The organism is Micromonospora sp. 15K316 (assembly GCF_004348525.1).
GTDB lineage: Bacteria > Actinomycetota > Actinomycetes > Mycobacteriales > Micromonosporaceae > Micromonospora.
Map to the genome: position 1 here is coordinate 12,758 of NZ_SMKG01000056.1, position 17,509 is coordinate 30,266.

A 17,509-nucleotide genomic window follows, 5' to 3' on the forward strand; every position below is an offset into this window, starting at 1 on the left:
CGAACCGCGCGGCCACGCGGCCCGCCGGGAACACGCCGGGACGGGTGCCGGCCGGTCGCGTAACGTCGGCGTAACCGGGCCCGTGGAGACTGGTCGGTCAGGCCGCGCCGGCGGGGCCGGCGGCAGCGAAGAGTGTCACGAGGGGTGGAAGTGGACCGTCAGCAGGAGTTCGTCCTCCGTACGCTGGAAGAGCGGGACATCCGGTTCGTCCGGCTGTGGTTCACCGACGTGCTCGGCACGCTCAAGAGCGTCTCGGTCGCCCCCGCCGAGCTGGAGGCCGCGTTCGAGGAGGGCATCGGCTTCGACGGCTCGGCCATCGAGGGCTTCGCCCGGGTCTTCGAATCGGACATGGTGGCCATGCCCGACCCGACCACCTTCCAGGTCTTCCCGTTCGAGGGCGGGGTCAGCGGCGAGAGCGCCCGGATGTTCTGCGACATCCTCCTCCCCGACGGCAGCCCGTCCTGGGCCGACCCGCGGCACGTGTTGCGCCGGGCGCTCTCCCGGGCCGCCGACAAGGGCTTCACCTTCTACACCCACCCGGAGATCGAGTTCTTCCTGCTCGAGGACGGCCCGCAGGACGGCTCGCTGCCCACCCCCGTCGACACCGGCGGCTACTTCGAGCACACCACGCACGCGGTGGCGCGGGACTTCCGGCGCCAGGCGGTGCTCGCCCTGGAGCGGATCGGCATCTCGGTGGAGTTCAGCCACCACGAGGTGGCGCCCGGGCAGCAGGAGATCGACCTGCGGTACGCCGACGCGCTCACCACCGCCGACAACATCATGACGTTCCGGCACGTGGTCAAGGAGGTGGCGCTCTCCACCGGCGTGCAGGCCACCTTCATGCCGAAGCCCTTCACCGACCAGCCGGGCAGCGGCATGCACACCCACCTGTCGCTCTTCGAGGGGGAGCGCAACGCGTTCCACGACGGCGGCGACCCGATGAAGCTCTCCAAGGTGGCGAAGTCCTTCATCGCCGGCCTGCTGGTGCACGCCCGGGAGTACACGGCGGTCACCAACCAGTGGGTCAACTCCTACAAGCGGCTCTTCCCGCTGGCGCTGCCGGACCGGATCACCGAGAGCCCGGCGTACGTCTGCTGGGGTCACCTGAACCGGTCGGCGCTGGTGCGGGTGCCCGCGTACGGCAAGCCGAACTCGGCCCGGGTCGAGGTGCGCTCGCCGGACTCGGCGGCGAACCCCTACCTCGCCTTCGCGGTGCTGCTCGGCGCCGGCCTGAAGGGGATCGAGGAGGGCTACGAGCTGCCGCCGGGGGCGGAAGACGACGTCTGGTCGCTGACCAGCGCGGAGCGCCGCGCGATGGGGTACGAAGCGCTGCCGGAGAACCTCGCCGAGGCGATCGACGTGATGGCCGGCTCGGAACTCGTCGCCGAGGTGCTCGGCGAGCACGTCTTCGACTTCTTCCTGCGCAACAAGCGCGCCGAGTGGGAGCAGTACCGCCGCGAGGTCACCCCGTACGAGCGGCAGCGCTACCTCTCCCTCTGAGCGGTCGCCACCGGCGGCGACGTGTACGGGCGGCCGGATTCGTCGTACCCCCGGCCTAGCCTGACGCGGTGAACCGCACCGACCGCCTCTACGCCCTGGTCGAGGAGCTGCGGGCGGTGTCACCGCGGCCGCGCAGCGCCCGCTGGCTGGCCGCGCGTTTCGAGGTGAGCAGCCGCACCATCGAACGCGACATCGGCGCGCTCCAGCAGTCCGGGGTGCCGATCTGGGCCGAGCCGGGCCGCACCGGCGGCTACGTGCTCGACCGTGCCCGCACCCTGCCGCCGGTCAACCTGACCGCCGGTGAGGCCGTGGCGATGGCGATGGCGCTGCACCGGCTGCGCGGCACGCCGTTCGCCGCGGCCGCCGCCACCGCGCTACGCAAGCTCGTCGCCGTGATGCCGGCCGCGGACGTCGCCGAGGCGCACCGGCTCGCGGGCCGGGTGCACCTCATCGGTGAGGGGCCGGTGACACCCGTCCCGGCCGCCGTCGCCGACGCGGTCCGCGCCCGGCGGGTGCTGCGCATCCGGTACGCCGACCGCACCGGCGCCGACTCGCTGCGTGAGGTGGAGCCGTTGGGTTACCTGGGCAACCCGCGGCACTGGTATCTGCTGGCCTGGTGCCGGCTGCGCACCGGGGTCCGCGCCTTCCGCACCGACCGGATCGTCTCCGTGCGGCCGCTGTCCGAGGTGGTGACCCGGGAGCTGACCCTCGACGACCTCGACATCCCCCACGAGCGGGTCCGCCCGCTCAGTCTGGTCTGAGCGGCGCCGGCCACCCCGCCGACGCGGCAACGACTGCGCCGGTGAACGGCGGCCGGCGGCGATCCGGCCCGAGCCGGGGGCAGCGCGGCGGGGCGTCAGCACGGCATTCTGGGACTCCGACGCGAGGGGAGTCTGCAGTGCCCGACGCACTCGGCTACGCCGACGCCGTACGCCTGCTGGGTGGTGAGAAGAGCCGCCTCGTCGACTGGTTCGACAAGCTGACCGCCGGGACGCTGCTGGTGGCCGCGGTGCCGGTGCCGGCCCTGCTCGGCGTCTTCGACGCCCGGGCGGAGTTCGTCCGGCTCGGTCACGAGCTGGTGCGCGCCGTCGCGGAGAAACGCTCCGGGCTGTCCCGGTACGGGCGGACGCGACGACTGGAGGCGGCACACGGGGTCATCGCGGTCACCGCCTTCTTCGAGCAGTTGGGCGAGCTGGACCTGCCGTTCGACGTCGGCGACCTGAGGATCGGCCGGTCCGAGCAGCTGTCCCTGGCCGGGGCCCGCCCGGCCGACGATCTCACGGCCGCCCTCTTCGCCACCCCCGCGCCGGTCCCGGGGCCGCACCTGCCCTACCCGCCCTGCGATCGGCCCTCGTCGGCTACTACGAGGACCTGGTGGCGGCCTTCCTGTCGTTCCTCCGCGGCCTGGCGATCGCCGACACGCTGTTCGACAGGCGCTGGCGGGCGACCGAGCAGGCGTTGGACCGTCTCCCGGAGTCCGCCGCCGACCGGCACCGGAACCTGCTGACCCAGCTCGCCGCCGACTTCCCCGAGGTGGCGTTCTGGCTCGGCCAGCACGAGCACGAGGCGACCCGGCAGGAAGTGCATCGTCTCTCCCTCGGGCTGGCCGAGATGCAGCGCGTACTGATCGAGTTCTCGACCGGGCGGGCGCCGGACGACCGGCGGGCCGCCCTCGGTGTCGCGTACGGCGCCGAGCTGCGCCGACCCATCGTCTCCTCCGGCGACGTACCGGCCGGGCTGACCGTGCCGACCCTCGGCGAGGCGTACGTGCCGCCGCTCTGCCGGATCGCGGAACTCGGCCCGGACGCCCGACCCGGTGACGAGAGCTGGTGGGACGACCGGCCGGTGCGCGACGACCTGTGGCAGGCGCTGGTCGTGCACCTCACCTCACCCGGCGCGACCCGGGCCCCACTGCTGGTGCTCGGGCAGCCGGGTTCCGGCAAGTCGGTACTGACCCGCGTCGTCGCCGCGCAACTCCCGCCGGCCGACTTCCTCGTGGTCCGGGTGACGCTCCGCGACGTCTTCGCCGCCGGCGACCTTCAGGACCAGATCGAGCAGGCGATCCGTAACGACACCGGGGAGCGGCTCGACTGGCCGGCCCTGTCCCGGTCCGCGGGCGACGCGCTTCCGGTCGTCCTGCTCGACGGGTTCGACGAGCTGCTCCAGGCGACCGGGGTCAGCCAGACCGACTACCTGCGGCGGGTGGCCGCGTTCCAGCATCGCGAGGCCGACCAGGGCCGGCCGGTGGCGGTGCTGGTGACCAGCCGGACCAGCGTGGCGGACCGGGCCCAGTCGCCACCCGGCACCATCGCCGTGCGGCTGGAGCCCTTCGACGAGTCGCGGGTCGGGACCTGGGTGGCGACCTGGAACCGGGTCAACCGCGCCGCCTTCCGGGCGCTCGGCGCACGTCCGCTGGACCGGGAGATCGTGCTGTCGCACCGCGAGCTGGCGACGCAGCCCTTGCTGCTGCTGATGCTGGCGCTCTACGACGCGGAGGGCGGCGACCTGCGCCAGGCCGGGGAGCTGCGCCGGGGAGAGCTCTACGAGCGGCTGCTGCGTCGCTTCGCCCGTCGCGAGGTGGTCAAGGAGCGCGCGGGCCTGCCCGATCGGGAGCTGGGCCTGGCGGTCGAGGACGAGCTGCGCCGGCTCGCCGTCGTCGCGTTCGCCATGTTCAACCGGGGCGCGCAGTGGGTCACCGCCACCGAACTGGACGGTGACCTGGCGGCGCTGCCGCTGGGCGGGGCCCCGGCTCGTGAGCGTCCGGGACTCCGGGCGCCGCTGGCGGCGGCGGACGTGGTGCTCGGCCGCTTCTTCTTCATCCACCGGTCCCGCACCTCCCTCGACGAGCGGCGGCGCGAGACGTACGAGTTCCTGCACGCCACGTTCGGCGAGCACCTGGTGGCCCGGCTCACCGCGGAGGTGGTGGACGACCTGGTCGCCCGGGACGCCGCGGCCAACCTGTCCTGGCGCGAGGGGCCGGGGGTCGACGACGACCTGCTGCACGCGCTGCTCTCGTACGCGGTGCTGAGCAGCCGGGCCACAGTGCTCGCCTTCCTCGGCGAGGTGCTGGCCGGGCGGGACGGCGCGCACCGGGTCGCCTGGGCGGATCTGCTGCTGCGCCTGTTCCGGGACGTCCCGTACGTCGCCGGGGCGCGGCGGTTCGACGACTACCGTCCGCGCCGGCTGCGGGTGCCCGTCCGCTACGCCGCCTACAGTGCCAACCTGCTGCTGCTCGCCCTCGCCGCCGGTGGTTCGCTGACCGGGCGGCAGCTGTTCCCGGAGGCGGCCGATCCGGTGGCCGAGTGGCGGGCCCAGGTGGGGCTCTGGCGCTCCCAGCTCGACCCGGAGGAGTGGCAGGGTCTCAGCGACCTGCTGGCGCTGGATCGACTCGGGGAGAGCGGCGCACGGGATCTCCGGATCTGGACGCACCACCGGCGCGCCGCCCCACCCGACGTCGACGTGCCGTGGCTGTTGGGGCTGCCCGCCGGGCAGGCGGGGGGTGGCTGGGGTCTGTCCCGCGACCTCCTGGCCCGGCTGCGGCGAAACGCCTACCTGACCTGCGACGTGGACTCCGCCGTGGTGGTGCACGCCGTCGAGCCGTTCCTCGACAAGCTGGCGACGGCGCTGGCCGTCTTCCACACCGCGCCGGGCGGTTCCGCCTCGGCTGCGCGGGCGCTGGTGGACGCCTGGCTGCTGCCCCTGCGACCGGCGACCGAGCGGGAACGGCGCGAGGTGTACCTGCGCGGTGTACGGCTGGTGGCGGCGGTGTCCGGGGTGGTGCCGGAGTGGGACCGGGCGGCCTTCCTGGGGTTGCTGTTCGACCGGCTGGCCGCGGACCGTGCGGCGTCTCCCGAGCTGGTGGCCGAGGTGCTCGCCGCCTGCCCGGTCGAACCGCTCGGGGAACCGGCGGCGATGTTCGCGCTCCTGCGCTGCGCACAGCGGGCGCTGGGCGCGAACGAGGTGACGGATCTGCGGCTCGCGCGGATCGTCAACCCGTTGGTGCGCGACGGCGTCGGCCAGCTCGACGTCGCTCTGGACGGCGTGACCGCCGACGTGCTGGTACGCCTGCACGAGCGGGGGCTGGGGGAGACGTTCCTCACCCCCGGGCTGCTGGCCGCCTTCGAGGCCCGGTACGGGAGGCAGCACCCCGACCTGGTGCGACGGTTGGACCCGCTGGTGCGGGAAATGGTGGATCCGCCCGGGAAACGCCGACAGCACGGTGTCGCGAACGAGGTCGAGGCTGACTCCTGACAGCGCCGGCCGGGTGGCCGGCGCGGGGAACGGGAGGCCACAGATGACCATCAGCAACGCCGTCACCTGGTTCGAGATCGGCACCGACCGGCCCGACGAGGCGCAGCGGTTCTACGGCGACCTCTTCGGCTGGAGCTTCACCGAGCAGGGGACCGGGGAGGCTTCGTACCGGACGACCGAGGGCGGTGGTGCCGGGATCGGCGGCGCGATCCGTGGCACCGCCGGGGCGGGACCGAACTACGCGATCTTCTATGTGCAGGTGGCCGACGTGGCGGAGACCTGCCGGCGGGCCGAGGCGGCGGGCGGCAAGGTGCTGGTGCCGACGAAGCGGAACGACAACGGCCTCACCCTCGCTCACCTGCTCGATCCGGCCGGAAACCACGTCGGCGTCTTCGCGCCGCCGCCGGGGCCGGCCGACGCCTGACCGGTCCACGACGCGGGCGACCACCTGCGCCTCGCACCCCGTCGCGATGGTCGCCGGCGGCTCGTCCGCTGCCGCACCCCGGGTCGCGGTGCGCACCTCCCCGTCCGCCGGCGCCGGGGCCGTCGGGTCCCGGGTCGGCGGCCGGCCGTACCCCGGGCCCGTGCCGGGCGGGTGTGGCCGAGGCCGGCGGCGTCAGCTACCGGTGGTGCCCTCGGGCGCGCTGTCGCCGCTGCGGTGACCGCCCCAACCGCCGTGGCGGCCGTGACCGCCCGGGCCGCCGGGGAAGACGCCGGCCTCGACGGCCTTGGCGATGGCGTCGGCCTGCTCCTGGGTGAGCTTGCCGTCCTTCACCGCCCGGTCCAGCCGCTCCTTCAGCCGTGCCTGCCGATCCTCGGCGGACGGGCGCTGCGGCCGGTCGGCCTTGTGCTCCGCGCGCAGCTTCTTCAGGGCGTCGGTCACCTTCTCCGTGGGCACGCCCAGCTCCTTGGCGAGCTCCTCGGCGAACTTCCCCTGGTGGTCGGCCGCCTTCTGCCGGTCGCCACCGGTGGTGGTGCCGGCGCTCGGCGTGGGGGTGCCGCCGTCGGCGGCGAACGCCATGGTCGGCGCGGCGATGCCCACCCCGAGTACGCCCGCCGTGGCCAGACCGGCCAGCAGGTGCTTCTTCCTGATGCCGCGGGACATGGGTCCTCCCATTCGTCGTCCTGGTGTCCTGACCTCACCGACAGTGACCAGGCCGGCTTGGCGGAAGCCGTGACGAGGCTGTCAGCCGGCTGGGAGTCTCGCCGGGGACCGGACAAACGGGTTGCGTCCGCCCGGAACCCTCGGCAGGGTTGGCCGGCGGACCGGGCGGCGCCGAGGAGCCTGCCCGGAGCGGCCGACAAGGAGCAGCAGCGTGACCGACACCCTGATCCGGGAGTTCCCGGTGAGCGAGGCGAGCGCCGGCCCGTACGGCATCACCACCGGCCCGGACGGCGCGCTCTGGCTGACGCTGGTGCACGCCGCCGGGATCGCCCGGGTGAGCGCGGACGGTGACGTCCGGAGCTGGTCGCTGGGCGCGCCGGAGAGCCGGCCGCTGATCATCGCGCCCGGCCCGGACGGGGCCCTCTGGTTCACCCGGTCCGGCGACGACCGGATCGGCCGGATCACCACCGCGGGCGAGCTCAGCGCGGTCGCCCTGCCGCCCGGCACCGGGCCGTGCGGCATCACCACCGGCCCGGACGGGGCGCTCTGGTACGCCGGAATGAACTCCGACACGGTCGGCCGGCTGGCCCCCGACGGCACGGTGACCGCGTTCCCGCTGCCGGTGACCGGTGCGTTCGCGTCGATGCTCGCCGGCGGGCCGGACGAGGCGGTCTGGTGCACGCTCAACCAGGCGAACGCGATCGCCCGCGTCGACATCGACGGCGGCGTCACCGTGCATCCGCTGCCGACCCCGGACGCGGGACCCGTCGGGATCAGCGGCAGCGCCGACGGGCTCTGGTTCGTGGAGGTCGCCGCCGGGCAGCTCGGCCGGATCGACCCGGACGGCCGGATCCGGGAGTACGCGCTGCCGGACCGGTCCGCCCGGCCGCACGCGATCGTCGGGGACGACGCGGGCGGGGCCTGGTACACCGAGTGGGGCGGCAACCGGATCGGCCACGTCGACGCCGCCGGCCGGATCGAGACGTACGACCTGCCCTCAGCGAACTCGGAGCCGCACGGCCTCACGGTCGCCGCCGACGGCACCGTCTGGGCGGCCCTGGAGATCGGTCGCCTGGCCCGCCTCACCCCGCCCCCGGCCTGACCGCGGAGGTTGGCTCCGCCGGTCGACCTCCTGAACGACGGGGGAGGATGGGTCAGCGGACGGCCGCGGCGACCGTGAGGGTTCCGGCGCCGGCGTCCAGGGTGGCCTCGGTGCCCACCGGCACGGTGAGCTGCCCGACGCCGTGGCCGACCGGCAGACCACCGAGCACCGGCACGCCGAGGTCACCGAGACGCTCGGCGAGGACGTCCGCGACGGTCACCGGCCAGCCGTCCGCGCACTTGGTGAACTGCCCGACCGCCACCGCGGCCAAGCCGTCCAGCGCGCCGGCCCGGCGCAGCTGGGTGAGCATCCGGTCGACCTTGTACGGCGGCTCCTGCACGTCCTCGACGAGCAGCACCGCCCCGGTCAGGTCGGGCATGTCCGGGGTGCCGAGCGAGGCGGTGATCATGCACAGGTTCCCGCCGAGCAGCGGGCCGCTGGCGCGACCGGGCACCCGCACCGGGTAGGTCTCCTCCTCCGGTGCTGCGGCCACCGTCACCGGCTCGGTCGTCATCAGCGCGGCGTGCAACGACTCGGCGGAGCGCAGCGGCGTCCGCTCGTCCGTCCACGCCGCCCCGGGGCCGTGGACGCCGGCCAGCCGGGCGCCCCGCCAGAGCGCGAGCTGGAGCGCGGTGACGTCGGAGAAGCCGGCCACCACCTTCGGGTCCCGCCGGACGGCGTCCATGTCGATGGCGTCCACCACCCGCTGGGCGCCGTAGCCGCCGCGGGTGCAGATGACGCCGCGTACCTCCGGGTCGCCGAAGGCCGCGTTCAGGTCGGCCGCCCGCAGCTCGTCCGCGCCGGCCAGGTAGCCCTGCCGGTCGTACACGTGTGGAGCCAGCACGGGGCGCAGACCCCAGCCGGTGAGCAGCTCCACGCCGCGGGCCACCCGCTCGGGGCGGGTCGGCCCGGATGGGGACACCAGCATCACCGTGTCGCCGGGGCGGAGCACGGGCGGGCGGAGGACGGTGAGGGCAGCGCTGGTCACAGCGGCAGAGCCTATCCCGCGCCGCCCACCGGGCCGCCCGCCGTCACCGCCCGCGTACCCCGACGGTGGGTCGGCCGATCGCCGCCCGCGACATCGGCCGGACGAGGGTGCGGGGTTCGGGGGCACACCGGATAGCCTCGACGGCGTGGCAACCGCGTTGGTGATCGAGAACGACCCGAGCGACGAGCTGGGCCGGCTGGGCGAGTGGCTGACCGAGGCCGGCCTCGAACTGTGGGTGGTGCGTCCGCACGCCGGCGACGAGCTCCCCGCCGACCTGGAGGGCTACGCCGCGCTGGTGGTGCTCGGCGGGGCGCAGCAGGCGTACCCGCTGCCGGACGGCTCGCCCGGCGCGCCCTGGTTCCCGGCGCTGGAGGGCCTGCTCCGCAAGGCGGTACGGCACCGGGTGCCCACGTTGGCCATCTGCCTCGGCGCGCAGCTGCTCGCCGCCGCGCATGCCGGGCAGGTCGAGCGCAGCCCGTCCGGGCCGGAGGTCGGGCCCTCCGTGGTGGGCCGGCGTGACGCGGCCGAGCAGGACCCGCTCTTCCGGTACGTGCCGCTCATCCCGGACGTGCTCCAGTGGCACTCCGACGAGATCACCGAGCTGCCGCACGGTGCGACCCTGCTGGCCGCCTCCACCCGCTACCCGCACCAGGCGTTCCGGTTGGGCGATCGGGCCTGGGGGCTGCAGTTCCACATCGAGTGCGACAGCGCGCAGATCGCCCGCTGGGCGGCCGACTCCACAGTCCTCACCGAGCTGGGTTACGACCCGGAGCTGGTGGTGGCGGCCTGCGACGCGGTGATGGCCGACATCGAGGAGGTCTGGCAGCCGTTCGCCGCGCGGTTCGCGGCGCTGGCCCTCGGTGAGCTGGACGACGGCAGCGCCTCGCGTCGCAGCCTGCCCCTGCTCGGGCACTGATGAGCCGGTCGACGAGCGCTCCCGGCCGGCTCGCCCGGTACGGCTTCGGCACGGCCGAGGACGACGGCGGCGTCCGCGCCGCCGACCTGCTCGGACCGGACGGCCTCGGCCTGTGGCGACCGGACGGTCAGGAGCCGGTCGACGAGCCCGCGGCGGAGCTGCTCGCCGCGCTCTCCCGGGCGGCCGAGCCGGACCTGGCCCTGCGGCAGCTGCACCGCCTGGTGGAGGCCGAGCGCCGGGCGGCCGGGAGCGCCGCGTCGGCACGTCCGGCGGCCGCCGCCGACGGGAACACGGCCGCCGCGGACGGGGACAACCCCGCCGACGGCGAAGCCGGGATCGGGGCCGGCTCGGCGCTGTTGGCGGAGCTGACCGCCGACGCGGGGCTGCGCCGGCGACTGACCGCCGTGCTCGGCGCCTCGTCCGCCCTCGGCGACCACCTAGTGGCGAACCCGGACCACTGGACCGTGCTACGAACGACTCCGGACGGGCTGGCCCCGACCGCCGACGGCCGGCTGGAGCCGCTCGGCGACGGCAACCCGATCGCCGCGCTGCGGCAGGCGTACCGGCTGGCGTTGCTGCGCATCGCGGCGGCGGACCTGACCGGCGGCCAGGAGCTGGAGCAGACCATGGCCGCGCTCTCCGCGCTGGCCGACGCCACCCTCCGGGCGGCGTACGGGCTCGCCGTCGGGGAGCTGCCAGAGGGCACGCCGCGGCCGAGCCTGGCCGTGGTGGCGATGGGCAAGTGCGGCGGGGGCGAGCTGAACTACGTCTCCGACGTGGACGTCATCTTCGTGGCCGCCTCCGACGACGACCTGGCCGCGGCCACCACGATCGCCACCCGGCTGATCCACATCTGTGGGCTGGTCGCCTGGCCGGTGGACGCGGCGTTGCGCCCCGAGGGGAGCCGGGGGCCGCTGGTGCGTACCCTCGCCAGCCACCTCGCCTACTACCGGCGGTGGGCCCGCACCTGGGAGTTCCAGGCGCTGCTCAAGGCCCGCCCGGCCGCCGGCGACCTGGCGTTGGGGCAGGAGTGGATCGACCAGCTCGCCCCGCTGGTGTGGCGGGCCGCCGAGCGGCCGGAGGCGGTCGAGGACGTCCGCGCCATGCGCCGGAAGATCATCGACAACATCCCGCCGAAGGAGCTGGAGCGCGAGATCAAACGCGGTCCGGGCGGGCTGCGCGACATCGAGTTCGCCGTCCAGCTGCTGCAGCTGGTGCACGGCCGGGTCGACGAGTCGCTCCGCGAACCGGGCACCATTCCGGCGCTGCGCGCGCTGGTCGCCGGCGGCTACGTGGGCCGCGCCGACGGTGAGGCGCTGCTGCGCGGCTACCGCTTCCTGCGCGGAGTCGAGCACCGGCTCCAGTTGCAGGGGCTGCGCCGCACCCACACCGTGCCGACCGACCCGGGCGCGCTGCGCTGGCTCGCCGCCGCGCTGGGCTACACGGCCGCGCCGGGACGCAGCGCCGTCGAGGCGTTCCGCGCCGAGTGGGTCACGCACGCCACCGAGGTACGCCGGCTGCACGCCAAGCTCCTCTACCGCCCGCTGCTGGAGTCCGTCGCCCGGGTTCCCGCCGACGGGCTGCGGCTCACCCCGGAGGCGGCCCGGCACCGCCTGGAGATCCTCGGCTTCGCCGACCCGGCCGGGGCGCTACGGCACCTCCAGGCCCTCACCGGCGGGCTGAGCCGCACGGCGGCCATCCAACGCACCCTGCTGCCCGTGCTGCTCAGCGAGTTCGCCGACGCGCCGGAGCCGGATCGGGGGCTGCTCAACTACCGGCAGGTCTCCGACAAGCTCGGCAGCACCCCCTGGTACCTGCGGCTGCTGCGCGACGAGGGCCCCGTCGCCCGCCGGCTGGCCCGCGTGCTCTCGTCCTCCCGGTACGCCGCCGACCTGCTGGCCCGGGAGCCGGAGGCGCTGCGGCTGCTCGCCGAGGAGAGCGAGTTGACCCCGCGCCCCCGCACGGTGCTCTGCGAGGGTTTCGCCGCCGCGGCCGCCCGGCACGCCGACCCGGTCGAGGCGACCCGGGCGGTACGCGCGCTGCGCCGCCGCGAGCTGGTCCGGATCGCCTGCGCCGACGTGCTGAGCCGGGCCGGCTCGTTGACCCCCGCCCCGCCCCGCGCGGACGGCGACGGGCGTGCCGCCCCGGCGTTGACCGACGTCACGAGGGTCGGGGCCGCGCTGGCCGACGTCACCGACGCCACCCTGGCCGCCGCGCTGCGGACCGCCCTCGCCGCCCAGCCGACCCCGCCCGGGCTGCGCTTCGCGGTGATCGGCATGGGCCGGCTCGGCGGGTACGAGTCGAACTACCTCTCCGACGCCGACGTGCTCTTCGTCTACGACCCGCCGCCGGGGACGGACGAGAGCGCCGCCAACGCCGCCGCGCAGGCCGTGGCCGAGGAGCTGCGCCGGCTGCTCGGCATGCCCGCCCCCGACCCGCCGCTCGGCGTCGACGCCGACCTGCGGCCCGAGGGGCGGCAGGGGCCACTGGTGCGCAGCCTCGCGGCGTACGCGCAGTACTACGCCCGCTGGTCCCGGGTGTGGGAGGCGCAGGCGCTGCTGCGCGCCCGGTTCGTCTGCGGGGACGCCGACCTGGCCGCCGAGTTCGAGGCGCTCGTCGACCCGGTCCGCTACCCGGCCGACGGGCTGACCCGCGAGCAGGTGGTGGAGATCCGGCGGATCAAGGCGCGGGTGGAGCACGAGCGGCTGCCCCGGGGCGCCGACCCGGCCACCCACACGAAGTTGGGCCGGGGCGGGCTCGCCGACGTCGAGTGGGCCGTGCAGCTGCTCCAGCTGCGCCACGGCGGCACGCTCCCCGCGCTGCGCGGCACGCGTACCCTCGACGCGCTCGCGGCCGCCCGGGACGCGGGCCTGGTCGACCCGGCGGACGCCGCGGCGATGGCGGCCGGCTGGACCCTCGCCGCGCAGGTCCGCAACGCGCTCATGCTGGTCCGCGGCCGGGCCGGTGACCAGCTGCCCCGGCACGGCGTGGAGTTGGCCGGCGTGGTACGACTGCTCGGTGCCGACGACCCGGGCCAGTTCCTCGACGACTACCTCCGCACCGCCCGCCGGGCGCGGGCGGCGATGGAGCGGGTCCTCGACGGCTGAGCCCCGGCGCACCCTGCTCGGCACGCTCCTCGTGTCGCTGCTGCTCGCCGGCGCCTTCCTGCTCGCCCCGCCGATGGGCACCGACCTCTCCGCGCAGGTCGCCCGCGCCGCCTTCGCCGACCGCAGTGGCGCCGCCCCGATCGACTTCTCCTGGTACGGCGGGGACGGCCAGTTCGGCTACAGCCTCTTCACCCAGTTCCTCGGCGCGGCGCTCGGCGTACGGCTGGTCGGGGCGGTCGCGGCCGTCGTGTCGGCGGTGGCGCTGGCCTGGCTGCTGCTGCGCGGGCGGGCCCGCCGGCCGCTGCTCGGCGGAGTGCTCGGCGCGGCGGTGCTGGTCGGAAACCTGGCCAGCGGGCGGATCACCTTCGCGGTGGGCCTGATGTTCGGGCTCCTCGCCCTCTGCGCCGTGTACTCCGCCCGGCCGCCCCGATGGGCGCGCCTGCTGCTGGGGGCGGTGCTCGCGGCGCTGGCCACCTGGGGCAGCCCGGTCGCCGGTCTCTTCCTCGGCCTGGCCGGGGGAGCGCTGCTGCTCACCGACGCCTGGCGGGGCGGGTGGTCGCCGCGCCGGCCGCGGGCGGAGAGCCTGCTGCTCTGCCTGGTGCCGGTGGTGGCCGTGGCGCCGATGGCGCTGCTCTTCGGCAACGGCGGAGCGCAGCCGTTCAGCGCCGAGTCCATGCGGATCAACGTCGCGCTCGCGGTGGTGGTGTTCGCGTTCGTCCCGGTCCGGGCGCTGCGCGTCGGCGCGGCGCTGGCCGCGGTGCTGCTGGTCGCCGCGTACCACGTGCCGAGCCCGATCGGGTCGAACGCGCTGCGCCTGCCGATGCTCTTCGCGTTGCCGCTGGTCGCGGCGTTCGTGCCGATCGGCGCGCGCTGGCTCGCCGCCCTGCTCGCCGCCCTGGTGTGGTGGCAGTCACCGGTGGTCACCGGCGACCTCACCCGGATGGGCTCCGCGCCCGCGTACGCGGCGTTCCACCAGCCGCTGCTCGACGAGCTGAGCCGCCGGGCACCGGTCGGCCGGGTCGAGGTGGTGCCGCTGCGCGACCACTGGGAGAGCGCGTACGTGGCGGCGGCCGTGCCGCTGGCCCGGGGCTGGGAGCGGCAGGTGGACGTGGAACGCAACGCGCTCTTCTACGGCTCCGCGCTAGACGCCGCCGAGTACGGCGACTGGCTGCGGCGCAACGCGGTCGACCTCGTGGCGGTCGCCCCGGACACCGCCCCCGACCGGTACGCGCAGGCCGAGGCGGCCCTGGTGCTCGCCGGCCAGCCGTACCTGCGGGAGGTCGCCCGGCCGGGGGAGTGGCGGCTCTACCAGGTGATCGACCCGGCCCCCCTCGTCGCCCCGCCCGCCACGCTCGTCGACTCCACGCCGGCCGGGGTCCGGTTCAGCGCCGACGCTCCCGGCGACGTCCTGGTCCGGGTGCGCTGGAACCGCTGGCTGTCGCTCGCCGGCGAGGGCTGCCTGGCCCCCGGCCCCGACGGGTGGACCACGGTCCGCGCCCGCGTCGCCGGCACGTATGCGCTGGCCAGCAGCCTGTCACCGGACGGGCGCTGCCCGTAGCGGCCACCGGCCCAGCTGGGGGTCGGAAACCTGCGACTGGCAGCATGTCCGGGTGCCTTCCCACCTCGCCCGCTGGACCGGCCTGGCCGGTTCGACGCTGCTCGCCGTCGTCGCCTTCCTCGGCGGCGCGATGCCGCACGGCGATCTGCGCCCCACCCCGCTCAGCATCTGGCAGGGGCCCTACGGGCCGGTGATCCTGATCGGCTGGGCCGTCGGCACCGGCGTGCTGGCGTACGCCTGGTGGTCGCTGCGCGACGGGGTGCCGTCGACCCGCTGGGCGCTGGTCACCGTCGGGCTCTGGCTGCTGCCGATGCTGATCACGCCGCCGCTGGGCAGCCGGGACGTCTACGCCTACGCGTGCCAGGGCGCCAGCTACGCCGCCGGGATCAACCCGTACGAGCAGGGCGTCTCCACCCTGCCCTGCCCCTGGCTGGACAGCATCTCCTACATCTGGCGGGACACCCCGGCGCCGTACGGACCGCTCTTCGTGATGATCGCCGGTGCGGTGGTGAAGGCGACCGGCTCGCTCGTCGGCGCGATCGTGCTGTTCCGGCTGCTCGCGGTGGCCGGCATCGTGTTGACCGCGGCCAGCATCCCGGCGCTGGCCCGCCGCTGCGGCGTACCGGCCGGCCGGGCCGTCTGGCTGGCGCTGGGCAGCCCGCTGATCGGGGTGCAGCTGCTCTCCGGCGCGCACAACGACGCCGCGATGGTGGGGCTGCTCGTCGCCGGGCTCGCGGTGATCGCCGCGCGTCCGGGCCGCCCCGGCATGCTGCTCGCCGGGGGAGTGCTGCTCGGCCTGGCCGGCGGGATCAAGGCGACCGCCCTGGTCGTGGTGCCGTTCGCGGCGCTGGCGGCGATCGCCGGCGGGTTCTCCGTCCGGGCGTTGATCCGGGACGGCGGCTGGGTGGTCGGCGGGGCGGTCGCGACAGTGGTCGGCGCGACCTTCGCCGCCGGTCTCGACTTCGGCTGGATCAGCGGCCTGGAGCAGGGCGGCCTCGTGGTCGCCTGGACCTCGCCGCCCACCGCGCTCGGGCAGACCGTCGCCTACCTGGGGCTGCCGTTCGGCTGGCACGGCGACCCGCTGCCGGTCACCCGGGGGATCGGGATGGCGGCGCTGGCGATCCTGCTGGTGTGGCTCTGGTTCCGGGCCCGCGACCGGGACCCGCTCTGGCACGCCGGGCTGGCACTGACCGCCACGGTCGCGCTCGCCCCGCTCTTCCACCCGTGGTACTGGACGTGGCCCCTGGCGGTGCTCGCGGCCACGTCGCGGCGGCGCATCGGCTGGTTCGCCGTGATCACCCTCGCCTCGGCGTTCCTGGTGCTGCCGGACGGCACCGGCCTGCCCCGGTACACCAAGACCGTCGGTGCGCCGCTCATGACGCTGTTGGTGATCGTGGTGGTCGTCCGCTTGGTACGTTCGGCTCGGGCGGCCCGTCAGCCGGTCGCCGCCACCGTCGGCACGGACTGAGGAGGCCACGCCGGTGACCGGACCCGGCGTGCCGCCGCCCGGGTCCGACCGTCGGGACGAGCCTCGCCGGGCCGCCGCGGCTCGCGCCCGGTACGCCGGACTGGTCGGCGCGGTGCTGCTCGCGGTCGCCGGATACCTCGGCGGTGCGCTGCCGACTCTTCCGTCGGGCGTCACCCCGGTGGCGATCTGGCGGGGCCCGTACGGGCCGCTGATCCTCGGCGGGTGGCTCGTCGGCACCGCGCTGCTGGTGGGCGCGTGGTGGGCGCTGCGCCGGGGCGCGCCGTCCACCGGCTGGGCGTACCGCACCGCCGGGCTCTGGGCGCTGCCGCTGCTGCTCACCGCGCCGCTGGGCAGCCGGGACGTCTACTCGTACGCCTGCCAGGGCTGGGCGTACGCGCACGGCGTCGACCCGTACGTCAGCGGGGTGGCCGAGGCCGGCTGCCCGTGGCTGGGCAGCGTCGCGCCGATCTGGCGGGACACGCCCGCCCCGTACGGTCCGGTCTTCGTGCTGCTGGCCGCGCTGGCCGTGCTGGTGGGCGGCGGTCTGACCGGCACGATCGTGCTGCTGCGGCTCTTCGCGCTGGCCGGGGTGCTGCTGGCCGCGTTCTGCCTGCCGGGTCTGGCCCGGGCCGCCGGGGTGCCGGCCCGCCGGGCGGTGTGGCTGCTGCTCGCCTGCCCGCTGGTCGGCGTGCATCTGCTGGCCGGGGCGCACAACGACGCGGTGATGCTCGGGCTGCTCCTGCCCGGGCTGCTGGTGCTGGTCCGCCGCCCGGGCCGCCCCGCCGCGCTGCTCCTCGCCGGGGTGCTGCTGGGGCTGGCGGTGGCGGTGAAGGCGACGGCTGTGGTGGCCCTCCCGTACGCCGCGCTGGCGGCCGTGCCCGGCCGCCGCACCGTACGCGCGCTGCTGCGCGACGGCGGCTGGCTGGCCGCTGGGGTGCTCGCGGCGATGGCCGGCTCCTCGCTCCTGTCCGGCCTCGGGCTCGGCTGGGTCGACGGGCTGAGCCGCAGCGGTGACTCCGAGCAGTGGACCTCGTTGCCGACGGCGGTGGGCTTCGTCGCCGACTACGTCGGGGCGCTCGCCGGCCGGGAACCGGACGCGGTTCCGGTGGCCCGGGCGGTGGGCCTGCTGCTGCTCGCCGGGGTGCTGGTGGTGCTCTGGTGGCGGGCCTGGACGGCACTTCGCCGACGGGGTGACGTCGGGCAGCGGGCGGCCCCGTCGGCAGTCGTCCGACCCCGGGTGGCCCTCTACGCGGCCGGGCTGGCGCTGGCCGCCACCGTGGTGCTCGCACCCGTGTTCCACCCCTGGTACGCCACCTGGCCGTTGGCGCTGCTGGCCGTCAGCGCGACCCGGACGATCTGGTTCGTGCTGCCCAGCGCGGTCGCCGCGTTCCTCACCCTGCCCGACGGCACCAACCTGGCCCGCTTCACCAAGGCCCCCGGTGCGATAGCGATGACCGTCCTGACCCTCGTCGCTCTCTCCCTCGCTCACCGCCGCCGCCCCAACTCCTCCCCGC

Annotated in this window: 12 protein-coding genes and 1 pseudogene; 11 read left to right on the forward strand and 2 right to left on the reverse strand. The window is 75.6% G+C overall.

Annotation, left to right across the window (positions count from 1 at the left end):
- Window positions 1-150: 150 nt before the first annotated feature.
- From glnA to E1211_RS13950, 5 genes and pseudogenes are all read left to right on the forward strand, one after another.
- Entirely contained in the window at window positions 151-1,500 is a 1,350-nt protein-coding gene (glnA, locus tag E1211_RS13935) for a type I glutamate--ammonia ligase (RefSeq protein WP_132349151.1), read from the forward strand.
- Between the two features lie 68 nt (window positions 1,501-1,568).
- Window positions 1,569-2,261 carry a YafY family protein gene (locus tag E1211_RS13940; RefSeq protein WP_132349152.1) on the forward strand — a complete coding sequence of 231 codons (693 nt, stop codon included), beginning with the start codon at window positions 1,569-1,571 and terminating at the stop codon, window positions 2,259-2,261.
- A gap of 137 nt (window positions 2,262-2,398) precedes the next feature.
- Window positions 2,399-3,000: pseudogene (locus E1211_RS33910) on the forward strand (hypothetical protein); the annotation flags it as partial.
- Between the two features lie 111 nt (window positions 3,001-3,111).
- Complete coding sequence (locus E1211_RS13945) at window positions 3,112-5,751, forward strand: NACHT domain-containing NTPase (protein ID WP_371686153.1); 2,640 nt, start codon at window positions 3,112-3,114, stop codon at window positions 5,749-5,751.
- Window positions 5,752-5,794: 43 nt separating this feature from the next.
- Entirely contained in the window at window positions 5,795-6,175 is a 381-nt protein-coding gene (locus E1211_RS13950; protein WP_132349154.1) for a VOC family protein, read from the forward strand.
- A 192-nt stretch (window positions 6,176-6,367) separates the two neighbouring features.
- Here E1211_RS13950 and E1211_RS13955 read toward each other — a convergent pair whose 3' ends face one another.
- On the reverse strand, window positions 6,368-6,856 hold the full coding sequence (locus E1211_RS13955; protein WP_132349155.1) for a hypothetical protein: 489 nt from the start codon (window positions 6,854-6,856) through the stop codon (window positions 6,368-6,370).
- Window positions 6,857-7,067: 211 nt separating this feature from the next.
- Here E1211_RS13955 and E1211_RS13960 point away from each other — a divergent pair, with 211 nt between their 5' ends.
- Window positions 7,068-7,958 (forward strand): virginiamycin B lyase, encoded by an 891-nt coding sequence (locus tag E1211_RS13960; RefSeq protein WP_132349156.1) that lies wholly within the window; start codon window positions 7,068-7,070, stop codon window positions 7,956-7,958.
- Window positions 7,959-8,010: 52 nt separating this feature from the next.
- Here the strand turns inward: E1211_RS13960 and E1211_RS13965 are convergent, their stop codons facing one another.
- Entirely contained in the window at window positions 8,011-8,886 is an 876-nt protein-coding gene (locus E1211_RS13965; RefSeq protein WP_132349162.1) for an LD-carboxypeptidase, read from the reverse strand.
- A gap of 205 nt (window positions 8,887-9,091) precedes the next feature.
- Between E1211_RS13965 and E1211_RS13970 the strand changes: the two genes are divergently transcribed.
- The 5 genes from E1211_RS13970 to mptB (E1211_RS13990) all read left to right on the forward strand — a co-directional run.
- Window positions 9,092-9,862: a type 1 glutamine amidotransferase gene (locus E1211_RS13970; protein WP_132349157.1), complete on the forward strand. Its 771-nt coding sequence runs from the start codon at window positions 9,092-9,094 to the stop codon at window positions 9,860-9,862.
- On the forward strand, window positions 9,862-12,969 hold the full coding sequence (locus tag E1211_RS13975) for a bifunctional [glutamine synthetase] adenylyltransferase/[glutamine synthetase]-adenylyl-L-tyrosine phosphorylase (protein WP_132349158.1): 3,108 nt from the start codon (window positions 9,862-9,864) through the stop codon (window positions 12,967-12,969). The genes E1211_RS13970 and E1211_RS13975 overlap by 1 nt, the downstream gene beginning before the upstream one ends.
- Before the next feature lie 31 nt (window positions 12,970-13,000).
- Window positions 13,001-14,527 carry a hypothetical protein gene (locus E1211_RS13980; RefSeq protein ID WP_132349159.1) on the forward strand — a complete coding sequence of 509 codons (1,527 nt, stop codon included), beginning with the start codon at window positions 13,001-13,003 and terminating at the stop codon, window positions 14,525-14,527.
- Between the two features lie 52 nt (window positions 14,528-14,579).
- Entirely contained in the window at window positions 14,580-15,995 is a 1,416-nt protein-coding gene (gene mptB / locus E1211_RS13985; protein ID WP_132349160.1) for a polyprenol phosphomannose-dependent alpha 1,6 mannosyltransferase MptB, read from the forward strand.
- 13 nt (window positions 15,996-16,008) lie between these two features.
- The coding region (mptB, locus tag E1211_RS13990) for a polyprenol phosphomannose-dependent alpha 1,6 mannosyltransferase MptB (protein ID WP_132349161.1) at window positions 16,009-17,509 on the forward strand (1,501 nt) is incomplete at its 3' end.